The sequence below is a fragment of the Pseudomonas sp. JL23 genome, assembly GCF_056933585.1.
The window spans coordinates 5498197-5515952 of the sequence record NZ_CM167795.1 but is presented as its reverse complement, the minus strand read 5'-3'; the positions used below and the strand labels follow the sequence as shown (position 1 = coordinate 5515952).

At 58.2% G+C, this 17756-nt stretch carries 17 protein-coding genes, 1 pseudogene and 1 CRISPR repeat array; of the genes and pseudogenes, 7 read left to right on the top strand and 11 right to left on the bottom strand.

Features of this window, described 5'->3' with window-relative positions:
* Nucleotides 1-26: 26 nt before the first annotated feature.
* Nucleotides 27-1607 (bottom strand): hypothetical protein, encoded by a 1581-nt coding sequence (locus AC1Z24_RS25435; RefSeq protein WP_483743187.1) that lies wholly within the window; start codon nt 1605-1607, stop codon nt 27-29.
* Nucleotides 1608-1969: 362 nt separating this feature from the next.
* Between AC1Z24_RS25435 and AC1Z24_RS25430 the strand changes: the two genes are divergently transcribed.
* The 5 genes and pseudogenes from AC1Z24_RS25430 to AC1Z24_RS25410 all read left to right on the top strand — a co-directional run bounded on the left by AC1Z24_RS25430 (nt 1970) and on the right by AC1Z24_RS25410 (nt 6679).
* Nucleotides 1970-2869, top strand: coding sequence for a glycosyltransferase family 2 protein (locus AC1Z24_RS25430; protein ID WP_483743186.1), 900 nt, complete (start codon nt 1970-1972; stop codon nt 2867-2869).
* A 28-nt stretch (nt 2870-2897) separates the two neighbouring features.
* Nucleotides 2898-3539, top strand: coding sequence for a CatB-related O-acetyltransferase (locus AC1Z24_RS25425; protein ID WP_483743185.1), 642 nt, complete (start codon nt 2898-2900; stop codon nt 3537-3539).
* Nucleotides 3540-3723: 184 nt separating this feature from the next.
* A pseudogene (locus AC1Z24_RS25420) lies at nt 3724-4452 on the top strand (MCP four helix bundle domain-containing protein); the annotation flags it as partial.
* A gap of 39 nt (nt 4453-4491) precedes the next feature.
* Nucleotides 4492-5355 (top strand): methyl-accepting chemotaxis protein, encoded by an 864-nt coding sequence (locus AC1Z24_RS25415; RefSeq protein ID WP_483746716.1) that lies wholly within the window; start codon nt 4492-4494, stop codon nt 5353-5355.
* A gap of 304 nt (nt 5356-5659) precedes the next feature.
* Nucleotides 5660-6679: a branched-chain amino acid aminotransferase gene (locus tag AC1Z24_RS25410; RefSeq protein ID WP_483743184.1), complete on the top strand. Its 1020-nt coding sequence runs from the start codon at nt 5660-5662 to the stop codon at nt 6677-6679.
* A gap of 93 nt (nt 6680-6772) precedes the next feature.
* Here AC1Z24_RS25410 and AC1Z24_RS25405 read toward each other — a convergent pair whose 3' ends face one another.
* Complete coding sequence (locus AC1Z24_RS25405) at nt 6773-7528, bottom strand: class II aldolase/adducin family protein (RefSeq protein ID WP_483743183.1); 756 nt, start codon at nt 7526-7528, stop codon at nt 6773-6775.
* A 202-nt stretch (nt 7529-7730) separates the two neighbouring features.
* Between AC1Z24_RS25405 and AC1Z24_RS25400 the strand changes: the two genes are divergently transcribed.
* Nucleotides 7731-8411, top strand: coding sequence for a Crp/Fnr family transcriptional regulator (locus AC1Z24_RS25400; protein ID WP_483746715.1), 681 nt, complete (start codon nt 7731-7733; stop codon nt 8409-8411).
* Here AC1Z24_RS25400 and AC1Z24_RS25395 read toward each other — a convergent pair.
* The 7 genes from AC1Z24_RS25395 to AC1Z24_RS25365 all read right to left on the bottom strand — a co-directional run bounded on the left by AC1Z24_RS25395 (nt 8386) and on the right by AC1Z24_RS25365 (nt 12800).
* Nucleotides 8386-9381, bottom strand: coding sequence for an ATPase (locus AC1Z24_RS25395; RefSeq protein WP_483743182.1), 996 nt, complete (start codon nt 9379-9381; stop codon nt 8386-8388). The two genes, AC1Z24_RS25400 and AC1Z24_RS25395, sit on opposite strands and share 26 nt — an antisense overlap.
* A gap of 46 nt (nt 9382-9427) precedes the next feature.
* Entirely contained in the window at nt 9428-9706 is a 279-nt protein-coding gene (locus tag AC1Z24_RS25390) for a type II toxin-antitoxin system RelE/ParE family toxin (protein WP_483743181.1), read from the bottom strand.
* Nucleotides 9696-9935, bottom strand: coding sequence for a type II toxin-antitoxin system RelB family antitoxin (relB, locus tag AC1Z24_RS25385; protein ID WP_483743180.1), 240 nt, complete (start codon nt 9933-9935; stop codon nt 9696-9698). Before relB ends, AC1Z24_RS25390 begins: the two co-directional genes overlap by 11 nt.
* Before the next feature lie 72 nt (nt 9936-10007).
* The gene (locus AC1Z24_RS25380) at nt 10008-10787 is read right to left on the bottom strand and encodes a transporter substrate-binding domain-containing protein (RefSeq protein ID WP_483743179.1); all 780 of its coding nucleotides are present in this window, start codon (nt 10785-10787) and stop codon (nt 10008-10010) included.
* Between the two features lie 5 nt (nt 10788-10792).
* A complete protein-coding gene (locus tag AC1Z24_RS25375; protein WP_483743178.1) occupies nt 10793-11146 on the bottom strand; it encodes a YceK/YidQ family lipoprotein in 354 nt (117 codons plus the stop codon).
* Nucleotides 11147-11269: 123 nt separating this feature from the next.
* Nucleotides 11270-12121 (bottom strand): urea carboxylase-associated family protein, encoded by an 852-nt coding sequence (locus tag AC1Z24_RS25370; RefSeq protein WP_483743177.1) that lies wholly within the window; start codon nt 12119-12121, stop codon nt 11270-11272.
* 13 nt (nt 12122-12134) lie between these two features.
* Nucleotides 12135-12800, bottom strand: a complete 666-nt coding sequence (locus AC1Z24_RS25365) for a GntR family transcriptional regulator (RefSeq protein WP_483743176.1) — start codon at nt 12798-12800, stop codon at nt 12135-12137.
* 315 nt (nt 12801-13115) lie between these two features.
* Between AC1Z24_RS25365 and AC1Z24_RS25360 the strand changes: the two genes are divergently transcribed.
* Nucleotides 13116-14600: a Fic family protein gene (locus tag AC1Z24_RS25360; protein WP_483743175.1), complete on the top strand. Its 1485-nt coding sequence runs from the start codon at nt 13116-13118 to the stop codon at nt 14598-14600.
* 670 nt (nt 14601-15270) lie between these two features.
* Nucleotides 15271-16014: direct repeats of the CRISPR family, unit length 28 nt; unit sequence TTTCTAAGCTGCCTACACGGCAGTGAAC.
* Nucleotides 16015-16142: 128 nt separating this feature from the next.
* On the opposite strand, the gene cas6f is transcribed toward AC1Z24_RS25360, so the two are convergent.
* Nucleotides 16143-16706 (bottom strand): type I-F CRISPR-associated endoribonuclease Cas6/Csy4, encoded by a 564-nt coding sequence (gene cas6f, locus AC1Z24_RS25355; RefSeq protein ID WP_483743174.1) that lies wholly within the window; start codon nt 16704-16706, stop codon nt 16143-16145.
* Between the two features lie 3 nt (nt 16707-16709).
* Nucleotides 16710-17729 carry a type I-F CRISPR-associated protein Csy3 gene (gene csy3, locus AC1Z24_RS25350; protein ID WP_483743173.1) on the bottom strand — a complete coding sequence of 340 codons (1020 nt, stop codon included), beginning with the start codon at nt 17727-17729 and terminating at the stop codon, nt 16710-16712.
* Nucleotides 17730-17756 lie beyond the last annotated feature (27 nt).

The following is a 17756-nucleotide window of genomic DNA, read 5'->3' as shown; positions in this document are numbered from 1 at the left end:
GCGGGGCTTTTTTGTGGGCCTTGTTTTTAATATCCGCGATCTCCCTGTGGGACCGGCTTCAGCCGGGAAGGCGTATTCCCGGCTGAAGCCGGTCCCACAGGAGGGTCTGTGTATTCGAAATGAAAGCGAGCCCGCGGTACCTCCCGCTCATACGCCTGCATCACGCTCTTGAGTATGCCCGCCGAGGTCTGATCGGTGGCATAGAACGCTACGGTGTCACCGGCTGCAGCGATCTTCGGTGTGCTCATCTTCAGTTCCCCGACCTTGATCCAGTTGGCCGGTCGCTGCGGGAACCACTCTTCATAGACCATCGCGTAATGCACGCCCTTGCGTGTCATCAGCGCCTCGATCCAGCCCGGACCCTGTTCCGTTTTACGCAGCCTCAACGCTTCCAGGCTGCCCAGGCCCCACAGATCGAGCACGTAATGGCGGTTGTTCAGTGCCACCAAGCCAAGGTCGTTGACCGCGACCGGGGCGTCCAGCCGGTGCGCGACCTGAGCCATCGGGTATTGCTGGTTGTAGATCGCCGCCGACGCCAGAGGCGTAGCCAGGGTGGTGTAGACCAACTGGACGAAGGCTACAGGCAACAGGCCGAAGATCAGGGCGACGCTGCGCACCGATAGATGACGCAGACCCAAGTGGAGGAAGAACACGCCGAGAAAGCTCAGCCAATAGATCTCGTAGCGGCCGAACCAGCCGAACTTGCCGAACAGCAGGTGCAGGCCCGTGACTGTCAGCAGCAGTAAGGCCAAAGGCTTGCGCCGCGACAGCAGAGCGCAGGTGACCAGCAGTGTGAGGATCACCCAGCCGTATTTGTCGAACTGGCTGATCAGGTTACGCAGGATCGAGGCGATTCCCGTGGTGTCCGACTTGGCAATGACCGAGGAGGGCAGGTAACCCAGACCAAGGTGTGCCAGAAACAGCGAGAACGCTCCCACAAGCCCGATCAGCAGTGCGCCACAGCGCAGCGACCGCAGGTATTCACCGCGATAGAACAGGTACAGCAGCACTGGCAGTGAAACGGCCATGCCTTCGTAGCGCACCAGAGGCAGTATCAGCAGCGCCGCATACAGGCCGTGGCTGCTGACTTCGAGTTGTTCGTATTCCTTGCGCAGCACGCCACAGGCAATCACCACGACCAGATAGACCTGCAGGCAGTGTTCCATGCCATTGAAGATCAGGCCGTAGAAGTTGGTAGCCAGAAGCCAGCCGCCAAGGATAATCAGTCGATGGACGAAGCCCAGTTCCTGCAGACGTTGGCTGAGCAACGAGAATGTCAGCCAGGAGAACAGCAGGTTAAGGAGTAAAGGCACCCAGAGCTGCACGTTGCCCAGTGGCGTGAAGGGCGCCAATAGCAAGGGCCACAGCACACTGGATGATGGCGCGGAGAACTCGTCCGGGTTAATTCCGTAATGACCACTGAAGATCTGCCGGGCCAGGTCGATATGAATGTAGGGATCGTCCAGCGTATAGATCAACTGGCCATGATTGATGACCAGTGCTGCCAGCAACAGCAGGCCGACCGGCAGAATGAACAGCAATACGGTCAGCCGTCGGTCGATAACGGTGGCAACGAGGGGGGATGAACTGGGAATGCCTGCTTCCATGGCGTACTGACTCATCTACGATGAAGTAACAGTGTGTGCCGTCAGGGACGAGCACATGAATCTTCACCTTAATAGAGTAATCCCTGTAGTCAAATTAATGACTTTAATGGCGGTTTGTTAGAGCGACTTATTCTCCCCTGTCAATTAAATATCGCCCACGCTTTACCATTACTCCAACCCGCGTGGACTATGGCGTCCAGACATCCGATTGAATGTCGAATGTAGATTTTTTTAGCTTTTGCATGGGATACAAACCATGACAAGAGATAGGTGCTTGCCTCATCATGTGTTTGGTTTGTAGGCAAATGGTAAGCAGATTCTGCCTTGGCCGGCCCTTTGGAAGGTTTTGATAACACTGAACTATGACTGAAGAACTCACTTCTCTAAGAACGCGGGCTGATATACCGCCCTTGGTCTCGATCATTGCCCCTTGTTACAACGCCGAGAAATTTCTTGAGGGGGCGATTGCCAGCATCTTTGCGCAGAACTACGAAAACTTCGAAGTGATCATCGTCGATGATGGTTCCACCGATAACAGTTTTGCGATGCTCGAAGACCTGCAAAAACACTATGCCTTCCAGCTCTACCGCCAGGAAAACCAGGGTGTCAGCGCGACCCTCAATCACGGCCTGCGCTACGCCAAGGGCGTCTATGTCGCCACGCCTGACCTGGATGACCTGATGCTGCCGGATTCGGTGCGGCTGCGCGCCGAGTATCTGGACAACCATCCGGATGTCGGTTGTGTTGGCGCGCTGATCATTTACATGGACAGCGAAGGCAACACCACCAAGCATCAGAAACTCGACCAGATCAAGCATCTGCACTTCGACGAAATCCTCAGCGACGCGGTGGTAGTCGGTGCGCCGGTGTCGCTGTATCGCATGGATGCCCTGAAGGCTGCGGGGTTCTATGACCCGAATATCAAGGTCCAGGATTTCCAGATCACCCTGAAGATTGCCCATCAGGGCTATGGCATCGATGTGCTGCCGGTCAGCGTCACGCGCTATCGGCGCCACCCCAACAACCTTTCGCGTAAATACAAGGTTCTGCTCGACGCCGACTTGCAGACCATCGCCCCTTACAGCAGCCATCCGTCGTATCAGAGCGGACGCACGGCGATCCTCAACAAGGCGCTCAAGTACGCCGTGGTGGTGGACAAAAAGCATGCATGGAGCCTGTTGCGTTCCATTCCCATGCGCCAGTTCAACATGACCACTTTCCGCCGCTTCAAGCGCTTTCTGCTGCACCGCCAGGAAGGCTGACGCCTGCGGCGACTGATACGGGCATCCCATGAAATTCCTCGAAATGCTGAAAAATCGTGCCACCCGCAAACGTCTGCGGCGCATGGACAAACTGGAGCGGGCACCGGAAAAGATCCGCCTGCAATACCCGCGCTACACCGTGGGCGTGGGCACGTATGGCATTCCGGAGGTATTCGAATTCGGTGATGACACGGTGCTGCGTATCGGCTCCTACACCTCGATCGCGGCGGGTGTACGCATCCTGCTTGGCGGCGAGCACCGTACCGACTGGCTCACTACCTATCCGTTCCCCGCCATGATGAAAGGCCTGGAAGACATCAAGGACTACGCGCCAAGCAAGGGCGATGTGGTCATCGGCAGCGACTGCTGGATCTGTGCCGGGGCCATGATTCTCTCCGGCGTGACCATCGGCCATGGCTCGATTGTAGCGGCCAGCGCCGTAGTCACCCGGGACGTTGCGCCGTTCTCGGTGGTCGGCGGCAATCCCTGCAAGTTCATTCGCTTTCGCTTCGATGAACACATACGCCAGCAACTGCTCGACGCCGCCTGGTGGGATTGGCCCATGGACGAGGTCAAGTCCATCGCCCGCACCCTGAGCAGCAATGACCTGCCTGCGCTGCTGGAATATATCCAGGTTCGCCAGGGCGGGCAGGCAGCTTCACCGGCTTGATCCCCTTCCCCCGGCGGGAGCGCCTCTGCTCCCGCTGCACACTTGTATTCGAATCATTTCAATAACGACACAATTCATCTGTATGTTTCAGATGAAATGATGGCTATTTGATGTCATGTCCATTTAAGAAAAAACGATTCCCGCGTATATTTCGTGCTCTCAAAGCAAAAATAGGTCGCTTCTCATGAATCTGAGATCGCTGAACATCGCCCCACGTGCACTGGTCTGTTTCGGTTTCTTCGCGCTGCTGGTAGTCGCTCAAGGGCTGTTTTCGCTGCAGCAGTCAACCGACCTCAAAAGAAGTCAGGAGCGTGTCGAGAGCAATGTGCTGCCTTCGGTGTCGGGTATTGATGATATTCGTGCCGACTTGATCAGCATGCGCCTCTACAACACCTCCTTACGTCTGGCCAAGACGCCGGAAAGTGACAAGGCTGTCAGTGCCAAAATCAGTCAGGCAAGGGCCGATCTGCAAACTCATATCGATGTGATGAAGCCCTTGCTGGACTCCGACGAAGGCAGATCCATCTTCAGTGAAATGCAGGCCGCAGCGAACAGTTACCTGGGGGTTCACAGCCGCTTTGTCGACGCTGCAAGGCAGAACCGCGATGACGTGGTCAACGCCCTGAGCGCTCCCGACGGCGAGCAGACTCAGGCAGCCAACCGTCTGGCCAAGGTCATCGAACGGGCCAGTAACCTGACCGATGCCAAGGCCGCCCAGGCTACGGCGGCCTCAACTGCCACTTATGAGCAGGCGCGCACCATCACCATCATTGCGATTATTGCCTCGCTGATAGCCACCTTGCTGCTTGCGGCAATGTTTACCCGCAGTCTCACCGCACCCATCGCCAAGGCCTTGGCCGTGGCCGAAGCGATTGCCGACAACGACTTCAGCCGCCCGGTCGCATCGGATGGCAAGGACGAGGCAGGGCGCCTGTTGACCGCCCTAAGCGTGATGCAGGAAAACCTGCGCACGACTATCTCCCACCTCGGCCACTCCTCCAATCAACTGGCTTCGACCTCCGAGGAAATGACCGCGGTTACCGAAGACTCTCTGCGCGGCATTCAGCGTCAGAACGACGAAATCAATCAGGCCGCCACCGCCATCAATCAGATGAGCGCGGCCGTTGAAGAAGTGGCCCGCAATGCCGCCGAAGCCTCCACTGCTGCCAAGGAATCCAGCCAGTCGGCCGAAAAGGGCCATTTGCGGGTGGCCGAGACGGTCACGGTGATCAACGAACTGCACAGCGCAGTCGGTGTGACGGCGACGGAAATCGACGGCCTGGCGGTACAGGTGCAAGGCATCAGCGGCGTGCTCGATGTGATTCGCGGTATTGCCGAGCAGACCAACCTGCTGGCCCTGAACGCGGCCATCGAAGCGGCGCGTGCAGGCGAGGCCGGGCGCGGTTTTGCCGTGGTCGCCGATGAAGTGCGCGCACTGGCCCATCGCACCCAGCAGTCCACAGCGGAAATCGAGCAGATGATCACCTCGATCCAGGCTGGCACCGGCAAGGCCGTCAACGCCATGAGCAGCAGCAGCGAACGGGCCAAGGCCAGCCTGCAAGTCGCCGAAGCCGCTGGCCAGGCCCTGGTGGAAATCAACGCGGCCATCGTGCTGATCAACGAACGCAACCTGGGCATCGCCTCGGCCACTGAAGAGCAGGCTCAGGTCGCCCGTGAAGTGGATCGAAACCTGACCAGCATCCGTGATCTGTCGATGCAAAGTTCGGCAGCCGCCAACCAGACCTCCGCCGCCAGCAGCGAGCTGTCGCAACTGGCTGTGGGGCTTAATCAGGTGGTGTTGAAATTCCGGGTGTGACAGTAGGCACTGTACACATCTTGTGGGACCGGCTTTAGCCGGGAAGAGGCCAGTGACATTCAATGCCTGTTTATGGCGTTGAATACCGTCTTCCCGGCTGAAGCCGGTCCCACATTTGTAAAAGCCTGTTCCGCTGAGTATCAGAGGATCTTATTTTTCCCGACCTTTGAGTCGTCTGTGTGCAGCGATTTTTTTCGTTACAGGTTATCTTGCTTGCTTGCGACTACGCCGATGTCGGGTCGATCTGGCAGAATCGGTTCCTGGCCTGACTCAAGCAGGCGATGGCTAAATCAACGAGGGTGTTATGGGTCACGAAAGCATCAACTGGGACACATTGGGTTTCGATTACATCAAGACAGACAAGCGTTATCTGTCGCACTGGCGTGATGGCGCCTGGCAGGAAGGCACCCTGACCGAAGACAACGTCCTGCACATCAGTGAAGGGTCGACCGCGTTGCACTACGGCCAGCAGTGCTTCGAGGGCCTGAAGGCCTACCGCTGCAAGGATGGTTCGATCAACCTGTTCCGTCCCGACCAGAACGCCCAGCGCATGCAGCGCAGCTGTTCACGCCTGTTGATGCCCCATGTGCCTACCGAGCAGTTCATCGAAGCCTGCAAGCAGGTGGTCAAGGCCAACGAACATTTCATCCCGCCATATGGTTCGGGTGGCGCGCTGTACCTGCGTCCGTTCGTGATTGGCGTCGGTGACAACATCGGCGTGCGGACTGCGCCTGAGTTCATCTTCTCGATCTTCTGCATTCCGGTCGGCGCTTACTTCAAGGGCGGCCTGAAGCCGAACAATTTCGTGATCTCCAGCTACGACCGCGCCGCGCCCAACGGCACGGGTGCCGCCAAGGTCGGTGGCAACTACGCGGCCAGCCTGATGCCAGGTTCCGAAGCCAAGAAAAACAGCTTCGCCGATTGCATCTATCTGGATCCGCAGACCCACTCGAAAATCGAGGAAGTCGGTTCGGCCAACTTCTTTGCGATCACGGCTGATGGCAAGTTCGTTACACCGAAGTCGCCATCCGTGCTGCCAGGCATCACTCGCCTGTCGCTGATCGAACTGGCACAAAGCCGCTTGGGTCTTGAAGTGGTCGAAGGCGATGTGTTCATCGACAAGATCGACGAATTCAAGGAAGCCGGTGCCTGCGGTACTGCTGCTGTGATCACCCCGATTGGCGGCATTTCCTACAAGGACAAGCTGCACGTCTTCCACAGCCAGACGGAAGTCGGCCCGGTCACTCAGCGCTTGTACAAAGAGCTGACCGGCGTGCAGTCCGGTGACGTTGAAGCGCCGGCGGGCTGGATCGTCAAGGTCTAACAACGGCCTTGGTTGCTTGACAGTGGGACCGGCTTTAGCCGGGAAGGCGCCTTCCCGGCTAAAGCCGGTCCTACTTGTTTATTGCGTCGCCATTCAACTTTTATAGTCACTCCCGATCCGCTCCAGCTTGCGCAGCAGCGCCGGCCATACGAATTCCCCGCCCTGACCTTCGGTCTGCACCTTCATGACGTGGGCCACGCCCTCGACAATCGCATCATGCACATGAGTCAGCTCGCCACCGGCCTGGGCCGATAGCTGAATCTGACAGGTGCTCTCAAACAGATACATCGCCAGAAATGCCTCGGCAATCGAACGCCCAACCGTCAACAGGCCGTGATTGCGCAGCATCAGGAAATTCGCCGTACCCAGATCGGCTTGCAGGCTGACGCGCTCCTCATCACGAATCGCCACGCCTTCGTAATCGTGATAACCCAAAGACGCCAGGACAAAGGTGGACTGTTGGGAAATCGGCAGCACGCCGCACTTCTGCGCGCTCACGGCAATCCCGGCGCGGGTGTGGGTGTGTAGCACGCACTGGGCATCTTCCCGGGCCGCGTGAATGGCGCTGTGAATGACGAAACCGGCGCGATTGACGTTGAACGGCGAGTCATTGAGCTTGTTGCCTTGTTGATCGACCACAATCAGTGACGAGGCAGTGACCTCTTCGAAGAGCATGCCGTAGGGGTTGATCAGAAAGCGATGATCATCACCGGGCAGGCGCGCGCTGATATGGGTGAAGATCAGATCGGTCCAACCGTGCAGCGCAACCAGCCGATAACAGGCGGCGAGATCGCAACGGATTTTCCACTCTTCGGGGCTGACCTGGTCTTTGAGCGAGGGGATATTCATCAGGGGTTCCTTTTTATTGTTATTGGCGGAGCACATCCCTGTAGGAGCTGCCGAAGGCTGCGAATGGGTTTATCTGACGGACCGATTTCGCAGCCTTCGGCAGCTCCTACAGAGGACGGCGTTGTTAATGGCAAGCCTAGCCTTTTGTATCCCCCCACACTGCAAGGTATCTTGCATTTCCCGGTCAGGAGACAGCGTGAGCATGGATATCCAGCAACAGATGAACCGTCATTCCTGGTTCGCCGGATTGGGCGCCAATCTTCAGGGCGAGCTATTGGCCAACAGTCGCGTGCAACGCCTTGGGGCGGGCGAGTTCCTGTCGCGTCAGGGTGATGTATCAGGCTGTTTCTATGGCCTGGTCCAGGGCACGCTGAAGGTCTCGACTCTGCGCGAGGACGGGCGCGAGGCGATCCTGACCCTGTTCGAAGCCGGTAATTGGTTTGGCGAAACGTCGCTGCTCGATGGCCTGCCGCGCATCCACGACGTCAGTGCGATCACTGCGGCCGAGGTGTTGTGCGTCGATCCGCCGGTATTTGATCGTTTGATGCTCGACGCCGGTTTTGCCCGCGCCGTGGCCCTGTTGCAGGCCATTCATACCCGGCTGGTCTACACCATGCTTGAAGACGCCATGCTGCGCTCGACCCGCGTACGGATTGCCCGGCGTCTTGAGCACCTGGCCAGGGGCGATGCGACCCTGGCGACCAGCGAGCGTCAGATCCTCAACGTCACTCAGGACGATCTGGCCATGATGCTTGGCATCACACGCCAGACACTCGCGCTTGAGCTCAAGGCCATGGCCGCTGAAGGCGCGGTGGTGCTCAAGTACGGCAAGGTGGAAATCGCTTCGTTGAGTGCACTCAAGGCGATTGAGTCGGCTCGCTAGTATCGCCTGACGCTTTTTCCGGCCCCAGCACGATCGCCAGATGACGCAGGTCTTGCACTTCTACGCTGACGCTCTTGCCCGATGGGCTCTGCACCAGTTTGCCCAAGGCATACAGGGTGAAGAACTTCACCTCGTCGGCATGGCTGAGCAGCTCGCCGAGGTAGCGACTGGAACGGTAGGCCTGCATCTGCGCCGGTGACACATAGAGCGTCACCTGCTTGCCGTTCAGGCGGTCGAAGAACTTGAACTTGAAGCCCGCCCCATAACGCTCGACCAAGCCGCCGCCGTAGACGATCCGCCCGCTGTCGCCCACCTGCGCGTACTTGATATGCCGAAAGTATGAACGCAGGGTCATCTCGCCCTGACCGGGTACCCGTAGCTTCAGCAGATTGAAATCTTGCGCCTCAAGCTGCGCCTTGGCCTGGCGGTAGGCATCCACCAGACGCTCGAGATTGCTGGTGCGGGTTTCACTGCGCACCGGCGTTGCGCTTGGCACTTTTTCTTCGGCTGCCCGTTCGGGGCCGGGTTTGGCTTCGACGATTGCTTGCGTGGCTGTGGCTGTTTCCTTGTCCTTGGCAGGCGTGCGAAGGGTCGGGTCGAACACGTCGATATAGTCATCGAGCTTGCGCCGGGCCTTGCGTAGACGGGCTTCGCCTTCGGTCTCGTTGGCAGGGGCGGTGGCTTCTTTTTCGGCATCGACTTCGACCCACTCGCAACCGGGGTCATGCTCATAGTGTGGGTTGGCGCGGAAATGCGCGGCGACGAAGGTCGGGTTGTCCTGAGGTTTGACGTCGTAGCGCACCCCGGTAATCTTCGCGCCCAATGCCCGGCAAGCTTCGCTGGAACAGAGAAACTCAAAGCGCTGGCGCGGCGGCTCCAGGGAAAAGTACTCGCGCCGCGCGGCGGTGATAGACAACTCTCGTTGCAGCTCGACGCAGAAGGCGCGGGTGATGGTTTTACTGGTTTTCACAATGGGCTCCGTTCCCTGGCGGGTGTAGGAAGAACCTTATCACCGGCTAGAGAGTCAGTGCACGACGCGTATGAATGATCCGCAGCACCTGTAGACGACCTTGGCGCACGCGGTAGGGAATAAGGTAAGGCCGGTCGATCACCGTCCACTCCCGGGTGCCGACGATGCGGCCTTCACGGCCTTGCTCGGGCAAGCGCGCCAGTTGCTCGACCCGGTACTTGATGGCTGCAATGAACTCCGCCGCCGCCCGGGGGTTGTCCCGGGCCAGGTAGGTGGCTTCTTCCTGGAGATTGTTCAGCGCGTTTTTCAGCCATTCAACGCGCATTGTCCAGCCACTTTTCCATGACCGTGTTGACCTCGGCCTCGCTGGCGAAGTCCCCGGCATCGGCTTCCTTGACGGCTTTCTCGATCTGCGCCACCTGCCAGGCTTCCCTGGCCAGGTACTCGCGCAGCGCCTCTACGGCATGAAACGACTTGCTGCGGCCGGTGGCCTTGGCCAGGGCCGTCAGCAGCTCGGACAGATCATCCGGCAGGCGCAGGGAGAGCATTGTCATACCTCATCCTCCAGTGTAATCAGATGTAATACACCGTAGTACAAGGTCACACAATGTGCGACACGCCGGGGTTTATTCCCCCGGCACCGCCAGCCATTCACCGACCACTTTCTGGTACGCGCCGTTGGCTTTGCTCAGGTGCAGCCATTGATCGACGTAGCTTTTCCAGGCCATGTCGTCCCGTGGTAGCAGGTAAGCCTTTTCGCCGTACTGCATGTATTTGCTCGGATTTACCGCACACAGGCCGGGCAGGCGCTTTTGCTGATAGAGCGCTTCGGAAGCGTCGGTGATCATCACGTCGGCCTTCTTGTCGAGCAACTGCTGAAAGATGGTCACGTTGTCATGCAGGGCCAATTGCGCCTTGGGTGCATAAGCGTGAACAAAGGCTTCGTTGGTGCCGCCCGCCGGTTCGACCAGACGTACTTCGGGGCGATTGATCTGTTCCAGGGTCTGGTACTGCGCCTGTTCTTCACAGCGCACCAAGGGGATCTTGCCGTCGATATCCAGAATATTGCTGAAGAAGGCCTTCTTCTGCCGCTCCAGGCTCACCGAAATACCGCCCACGGCGATATCACACTTGCCCGCGAGGAAGTCCGGCATCAGGGTTTTCCAGGTAGTGGGCACCCACTGCACCTTCACGCCCAGGCTCTTGGCCAGGTTGCGTGCCATCTCGATATCGATGCCTTCGTATTCGCCGTCCGGGCGCAGGAACGAGTAGGGCTTGTAATCGCCCGTGGTGCACACGGCCAGTTGGCCCTGTTGCTGGACGCTGTCCAGATGGGAGGTGGACTCCTGAGCATGGGCGATGGTGCCACTAGCCAGTAAAGCGAGGGTCAGGGTCAAGCGCTGCATGGGTTTCAGCTCTCTCTTTTCCAGTTACGACGACTGATTTCGATACTGCCGTCCGTGGATTGGCGGTAGATGGTGTAGGGCAGGGATACGGTGTCCAGGACACCGGAGGCTGCGGCATCAATGAATAGGATTGGAAACGCGGAGCTACCAGACGCGGTGCTTCTGCTGTTGTTCGCAGGCTCGCCATAGAGCATGCAGAAGTCGAATATCACGCCGCTGTAGACTCGCGGCACGGCACCACAGGAGGAACCCTGATCCAGCAGAAAGTTACTGGTCTTTGCGTCTCCCATGTACACCGTGACGATGTTGCCGCAGCCACTCAGGGCGAGTGCCAGGGCCAATAAAACGATATGTTTCATAATCAGCGTCCTTGCGCGAAAGCAGGCAGCATAAGGCCTGCATCGGCACACCGCTACCCGTAGGACCGGCTTTAGCCGGGAGGGCGCCCTCGCGGCTAAAGCCGCTCCTACGGCGAGTCAGTCTCAAGCTTCCCAGTCTGCCTTGGCAATGTGCAACCCGTGCAGGCCTTTATAGGCAGCGCGCTCTGGCTGCTGCCAACCCTGCAACAACGCGTCATCCAGTTGATAAATCTCTACCCCCAGCGGACGGCAGACCGTCAGCGGATCCTGGGCATCCGGCCCCCACATCGGCAGCGATAGATCACCGCCGGGGCAGGTGGAGAGGGCGCAGAGCAGGTCGATTTCGGCGAAGAACTCCAGGTAGTCGCCCTGCCTGGCCGGGCAGGCTTTCATGAAATACATGTCGTCATGATTCAGGCCGGTGCACTGGAAGATATTCAGCACGTCATGCACGTCGAACTCGGTCAGGCCATGGGGCAGTACGGCGCGGGTCAGGTTGGAGTGGCAGTGATGATGGAAGTCCTCGCCGGTGAGCATGCGATTCACGTACGGATCGCAGCGGGTGCCGAGCAGGTCATGCAGGCGGCCGCCGTGTTCGTCGATGCCGTAGCTGGCCAGGCTGTCATCGGTGATGGTGACCAGCGGGCGCAGGAACGGCAGGTTCGACCACAGTCGGTCATAGGTGCTGACATGGGCGCCCTGCAACTGCCGGGTGCGGGCGGCCCACATGCGTTCGCGCGGGTCGTTGGCGTTCCACACGTTGAAGTCGCCGACCTGAGGGCCGACCGGCGTGGTCACGCGAAACACATGGCCGGCCGGGACTTTCCAGGCCCGGCCGGTGCGGATCGGCACTTCGAACTGTTCGATCAGCGTGCGCTGGCCCTTGCCTTCGCGCACCCGGTCATAGAACGCCTGATCGACCTGCAGGGCGCTGCCCTTGCTGACCTGGTAAGCGGCGGGATAGTCCTTATACATGGTGAATCCTCGTTCAGGGTTTGGCGGCGCGGCTGAAGACGTCCAGCAGCTCGCGTTCGGAATCTTTGAGGTAGAGGCGCAGGGCCTCGTGGGCGTCCTGGCGACGGCCTTCGGCGAGCAGTTCATGGATTTGCCGGTCGCGGTCCAGCCAGGGTTTCTGGAAGCGCTCTTCGCTGCCGGCACTGGAAAATACCAGGCGCAACTGGGCGGCGACCTGGGTGAAGAACTCGTCGAACAACGGGCTGCACAACAGCCCGACGATATGTTGGTGAAAGCGCAGACTATGAGTGCCGAAGGCCTGCCAGTCCTCGCGCTCCTGAGCCAATTCGGCGGCTTCGATGGCATCGCCCATCAGCGCCAGGCGGGATTCGTGCAGCGCCTGACTGCCCGCCAGTGCAGGCAGTTCCAGGGTGCGCCGGACCTGGAAAATATCCCGCACATCCGCAACGCCCATGCGCCGTACCATCACCCCCTTGTTGCGCACATAGCGCGCCAACCCTTCGCGGCCAAGATGATGCAGCGCCTCGCGTACGGTATTGCGCGACGCGCTGTAGGATTTGACCAGCTCGCTCTCGACCAGCGCCATACCAGGCAATAGCCGCCCACCGATAATGTCGGCGCGCAACTCCATGGCCACGCGGTCGGCCAGGGACAGATCATTTTCCGGGGCAGGGGTCATAACGGGGGTTCCCAAAGATTGTTCAACAACTCAGTGGGTAAACAATAGCGGGAAGCGTGCCAGGTTCGGGGAGCGCCGTAGAACCATTGGAGCGGGCGGCCAGCCGACTCGCCAGCGAGCTGGATAGCGCGGTGTTTCAGGCCGGACGCTTCGCCAACAAGTTCGGTCCTAGCGCAGACGTCGCTGATTCACGCGTTAGCTATTGAATTTTTACCGTAGCGAGTTAAGAAAAAATCGGGATAATCGACGTTTATTAAGATTTTCTTGGCTGAGTGAAGAAAAACTGCGGCCTATCGTTAAAAATCAGGATTTGTCATGACCTCAGCTGGATATGCCTGGCTGCAAGAGACTCTGCGACTCTCGGCCTTCCCCTTGCGCCGCCCTGCGCACATCAAGCCAGTCACGCGGCTTGAATGGATTGCCGAGACTTTGGCCGTCCCTCCAGGCATGGCCCCGGCGCAAGATGATCTGCTGGGGCATCTGTTGTTTGCTCTGAAGCATGAAGGCATCAACCTTGCCATCCTCGCCCAGGCTCTGCCGCAGATTCCGACCGCCGCACTCGAAGCCGAACTGGAAAAAGCGCCGAACGGGATCTATATCCGCAAGGCCTGCTTTCTGCGTGAAGCCTTTACCGGTGAGCAAGTCCGTCAGCGCGCTCCTGTAAAAGGTCGGTTCATACCGCTTTTCGATCCGCAGCAATACCTGACCATGCCCGGTGAGCGCAATTCGCGCTGGCGTGTGGAGTTCAATGGCATCGGTACGCTGGCCTATTGCGCGACGGTCGAGCGGACGCCACAGCTTGTGGAACTGCTGCAACACGACATTCTCGGGCGTGCGCAGGCATTCATACAAAGCCTGCCGTCGGCCATGATGGATCGGGCTATCAACTGGGCCTATCTGCACGAGACCCAGGATTCCTTCGCCATCGAAAAAGAATCCCCCAGCGAAGACAAATCCCGACGTTTCATCAAATTGCTCAGGCAGGCCCATGAGCGCATTCCACTGAGCGAAGATTATTTGGTCGCCTTACAGAACGCGACGATTTCCAACCCGTACGATATGGCCGCTGCGTTCCGCCATGAACAGAACCATCTGGCCAGCGGCCTGCACGGCGCTGCTGGCGTTACCTACGTGCCGCCTGCCCCTGAGCTATGCCGTGAGTTGATGGAACAGCTTATGGACCTGGGTAACCGGGCTGCCGGGCAGATCGATCCGCTGGTCGCCGCTGGCGTCATTTCTTTCGGTTTTGTCTTCCTCCATCCGTTCATGGACGGTAATGGCCGTCTGTCCCGTTTCCTCATCCATCAAACGTTATGCCGCGCCGGCGCCCTGGAAAATGGCTTGCTGTTGCCCGTTTCGGTTGCCATGAAGCGTGAAGAGCGCCTGTACCTGGAAACCCTGCAACAGTTCTCCAGGCCTGCACGTGAATTCTGGGATGTGCGCTGGATCGATCAGGGCAACCTGTCCTTTGACTTCACCGGCCATTCGGCGATCTATCGCTTCTGGGACGCCACCCCCGGTGTTTGCTTCACCCTGGAGATGGCCAAGCGCGCACTGGAAGTCGAGCTTCGCGAAGAAACGCTGTTCCTGGACAACTACGACAAGATCGTAAAAGCCGTGGATGAGCGTTACGACGTACGCGGCAGCGACTTATCCAACCTGGTGATGATGTGCCTGGCGCAGAACGGCACGGTTTCAGCCAACCGGCGCAAGCAGTTCAGGTATGTGGTGCAGGATGAGGTTTTTGATTATATCGAGCAGATGGCGCAGGCGGTGCTTAGGACTCATGAAGAACAATAGCGGGCGAGTTTTTGTTGGGCTGCCTGTTCGGCGGTGAACTACCACGAGATTCACGTGGGTAAAGCGAAGTGTTTCTGAGCTGCCTACACGGCAGTGAACGCGGGGCTTTTTATTGGTGTCGGATGTGCAGTTTTCTAAGCTGCCTACACGGCAGTGAACTCCATTTACTCGCAGCGCCCCGGTGACGGCATTTTCTAAGCTGCCTATACGGCAGTGAACGGGCAGGGCGCCCAGTGGCGTCAGAGCTTCGCTTTCTAAGCTGCCTACACGACAGTGAACATGGGCATTCCAGCTGGCAGTGGCGGGCATGTTTTCTAAGCTGCCTATACGGCAGTGACTTTACCAGTGTGGTAAATGGCGATAACCATATTTTCTAAGCTACCTATACGGCAGTGAACATGGTTGGGGCGGTGCTGGTAGTGCCCAGCTTTATCTAAGCTGCCTACACGGCAGTGAACGACCCGACGAACAATCGTAAAATCTGGAGCAATTTCTAAGCTGCCTACATGACAGTGAACCAGTGCTGAGCCTGTTTCCAGGCGGCGCGATATTTCTAAGCTGCCTACACGGCAGTGAACGTTTCGAAGATGGCCCCGAGGCGGCGGCGGATTTTCTAAGCTGCCTATACGGCAGTGAACGAGCCTGCCGCGCCATCGTTGCCTCTGTACTTTTTCTAAGCTGCCTATGCGGCAGTGAACACCTCACCCCCTTGACCTCTGCCCCCCGGCGATTTCTAAGCTGCCTATACGGCAGTGAACGCGCGTGCGGCGGCGGCTTGGCTCTTTTTCATTTTCTAAGCTGCCTACACGACAGTGAACAGCTGCATCGCCGTTGCGACCGAGAATATTCTTTTCTGCCTATACGGCAGTGAACCGATGACCAATCACACAGCGAGGGCCGGACATTTTCTAAGCTGCCTACACGGCAGTGAACTCGGCAGGATTAACGCCCGTCACTGTTACATCTTTCTAAGCTGCCTATACGGCAGTGAACAACGTCGTCGTCGCGGTACTTGCTCCAGAACTTTTCTAAGCTGCCTACACGGCAGTGAACACTGCTTCGGTGGGGGATACATACAAAATCACTTTCTAAGCTGCCTACACGGCAGTGAACGTGATCCAGCGCTTCTAGATCGGCTTGGCTCAGTTTCTTAGCTGCCTACACGGCAGTGAACACTGTCCAGGCCAGTACCATGGTGACCATCCTTTTCTTAGCTGCCTACACGGCAGTGAACACGCGGTCAAGGCTCAAGGCCTCGATCATGATTTTCTTAGCTGCCTACACGGCAGTGAACAGCGAGAAGCGGGCCACGGTCGAGGCGAGCTGTTTCTTAGCTGCCTACACGGCAGTGAACCCAGCGACGAACGCCGAGGCCGGAAAGTCGGTTTTCTTAGCTGCCTACACGGCAGTGAACCAGACCATCTTCTATTCAACCCATTGCCCTGAAACACAAATCCTCCAAAACCCCGCAAAAACCCTCTTTTTACAGCTCCTCGTAACTCATTGATTCACAAGGGGCCGTATTTCGTTGAAAAAAGAGGGTCAGAACCAGGGAATAGTGGCGGTCGTGCTCAGGCCGTAACTGTTGAAGGTGCCTTGTTGCGCAACTTCCAGTATCGGTCCATGACGGATAAATAGCGGAAAGGCCTGGCCGCTGCCGTTGCTGCGCAGGTAAGCGAAGGGCAGGTTGCAACGTTTGGCGGCGCTGTCGGGGATGCGTTCGCGGGCCTCGGCTTCGCTGATGCCGTGGCGTTTGATCAGGCGTCGGCGACTGCGTTCCGGGTTGCTGTCTACCTGCACGCGGCTGACGAGGCGGTAGCGCACGTGTTCAGGCACGCCGTTCACAGCGCTGACCTGCACATGGTCGCGCATACCGGTCAACCAATTCAGGGCCTGCAACTGGTTCAGGGCTTCTTGCGGTCCATGCAGGCGCAAGCTGTTGCCCAGGTGATGACGGGCGGTTTCGATTTCGGGGAAGCTGATCCCTACGTCGCCACGTCGCAGGTCATGCAGGCCGCGGTGCAGCTTGGATAGCAGCGCACTCATCAACTGAGTGGCTGCGAACTCCGGGTCGGGCAGCAGTTTCAGGTCGATGTAGTGATCCATGTTTCAACCCGCCTCGCCAAATACGCCACCACGAATCAGCGTGGCAATCACGAAATGTTGCTGATCCAGTTCCGGCACTTTGTCCTTAAGCACCCAGCCATCGAGCAGTGTGTAGAAGTCGTCTTTGCTGCTGCGCGGCTGACGGTAGGCTTTGCCTTGAGTGGTCACTGAACCGTAGGGTTCGATGGCAATCGGGCCATTGACCTCAGCCTCTTGATACCAAGTGTCGATGCTGCGAATGGCGTTGCCGACTTTCTGCGAATGCAGGCCTGCAATATGGTTGACGTGGTAGAGGGTTTTGCTTTTCTTGTCATCGCGATCGAGGATCAATTCCTGGGACGGAAACACCTCCTGCCCGGCCCCCATGCGTACATACGCGGTTACCCCAAGAAGCACATGCTGATTGCCCGCCAGGCCGTTGGCGATCAGTTGTGTCAGCTCATTGATCGCGTTTGTATTTTCGGCAGAGCTGTCGAAGTTGCGCAGGGACAAAGCCAGGCCATCAAAGCTCCATTGTGCGGCAGTCTTGCCGTCGACCAGGTGGGAAACGTCCACTTGTACTTGTTCGGCGCCAATGCGGTTGCGCCACAGGAAGCGACCGTTGGCCAGGTTATGTGTATAGCGACGTGCCAGCTCATTGAAGCCATGGCTATCTACGTAACTCTTTACGGTTTCCAGCAGCTTCTGACGATAGTCACTGTCGTTGCACGCTGAGGGTTGGCCGGTGCCTGACAGAACTCGCAGGGTAAAGCTGACGCGCAAAGTGTCGGCGTCGTGAGGCAGGGTTGCGACATCCACGGTTTGCAGGTTGGGCTTCTCGATTTGTGCATCGAGTTTGGCCGGGTCGATATCTTTGGTTTTCATCCGGTTGGAAATGGTCCCGCGCACGGATTTTTCGCGAATGACTACCGGCACCCAGTTATCCCGTGACTGCCAGTCACCGGCATGGAACAAAGCATCGGACGGATCGAGTTTGCGTTCAAAAGCGAGAACAGAGGCGGTCTTGAGGGCGTCTTTGGCCATGGTCGAATTCCTTTCAGTAAATGGGCT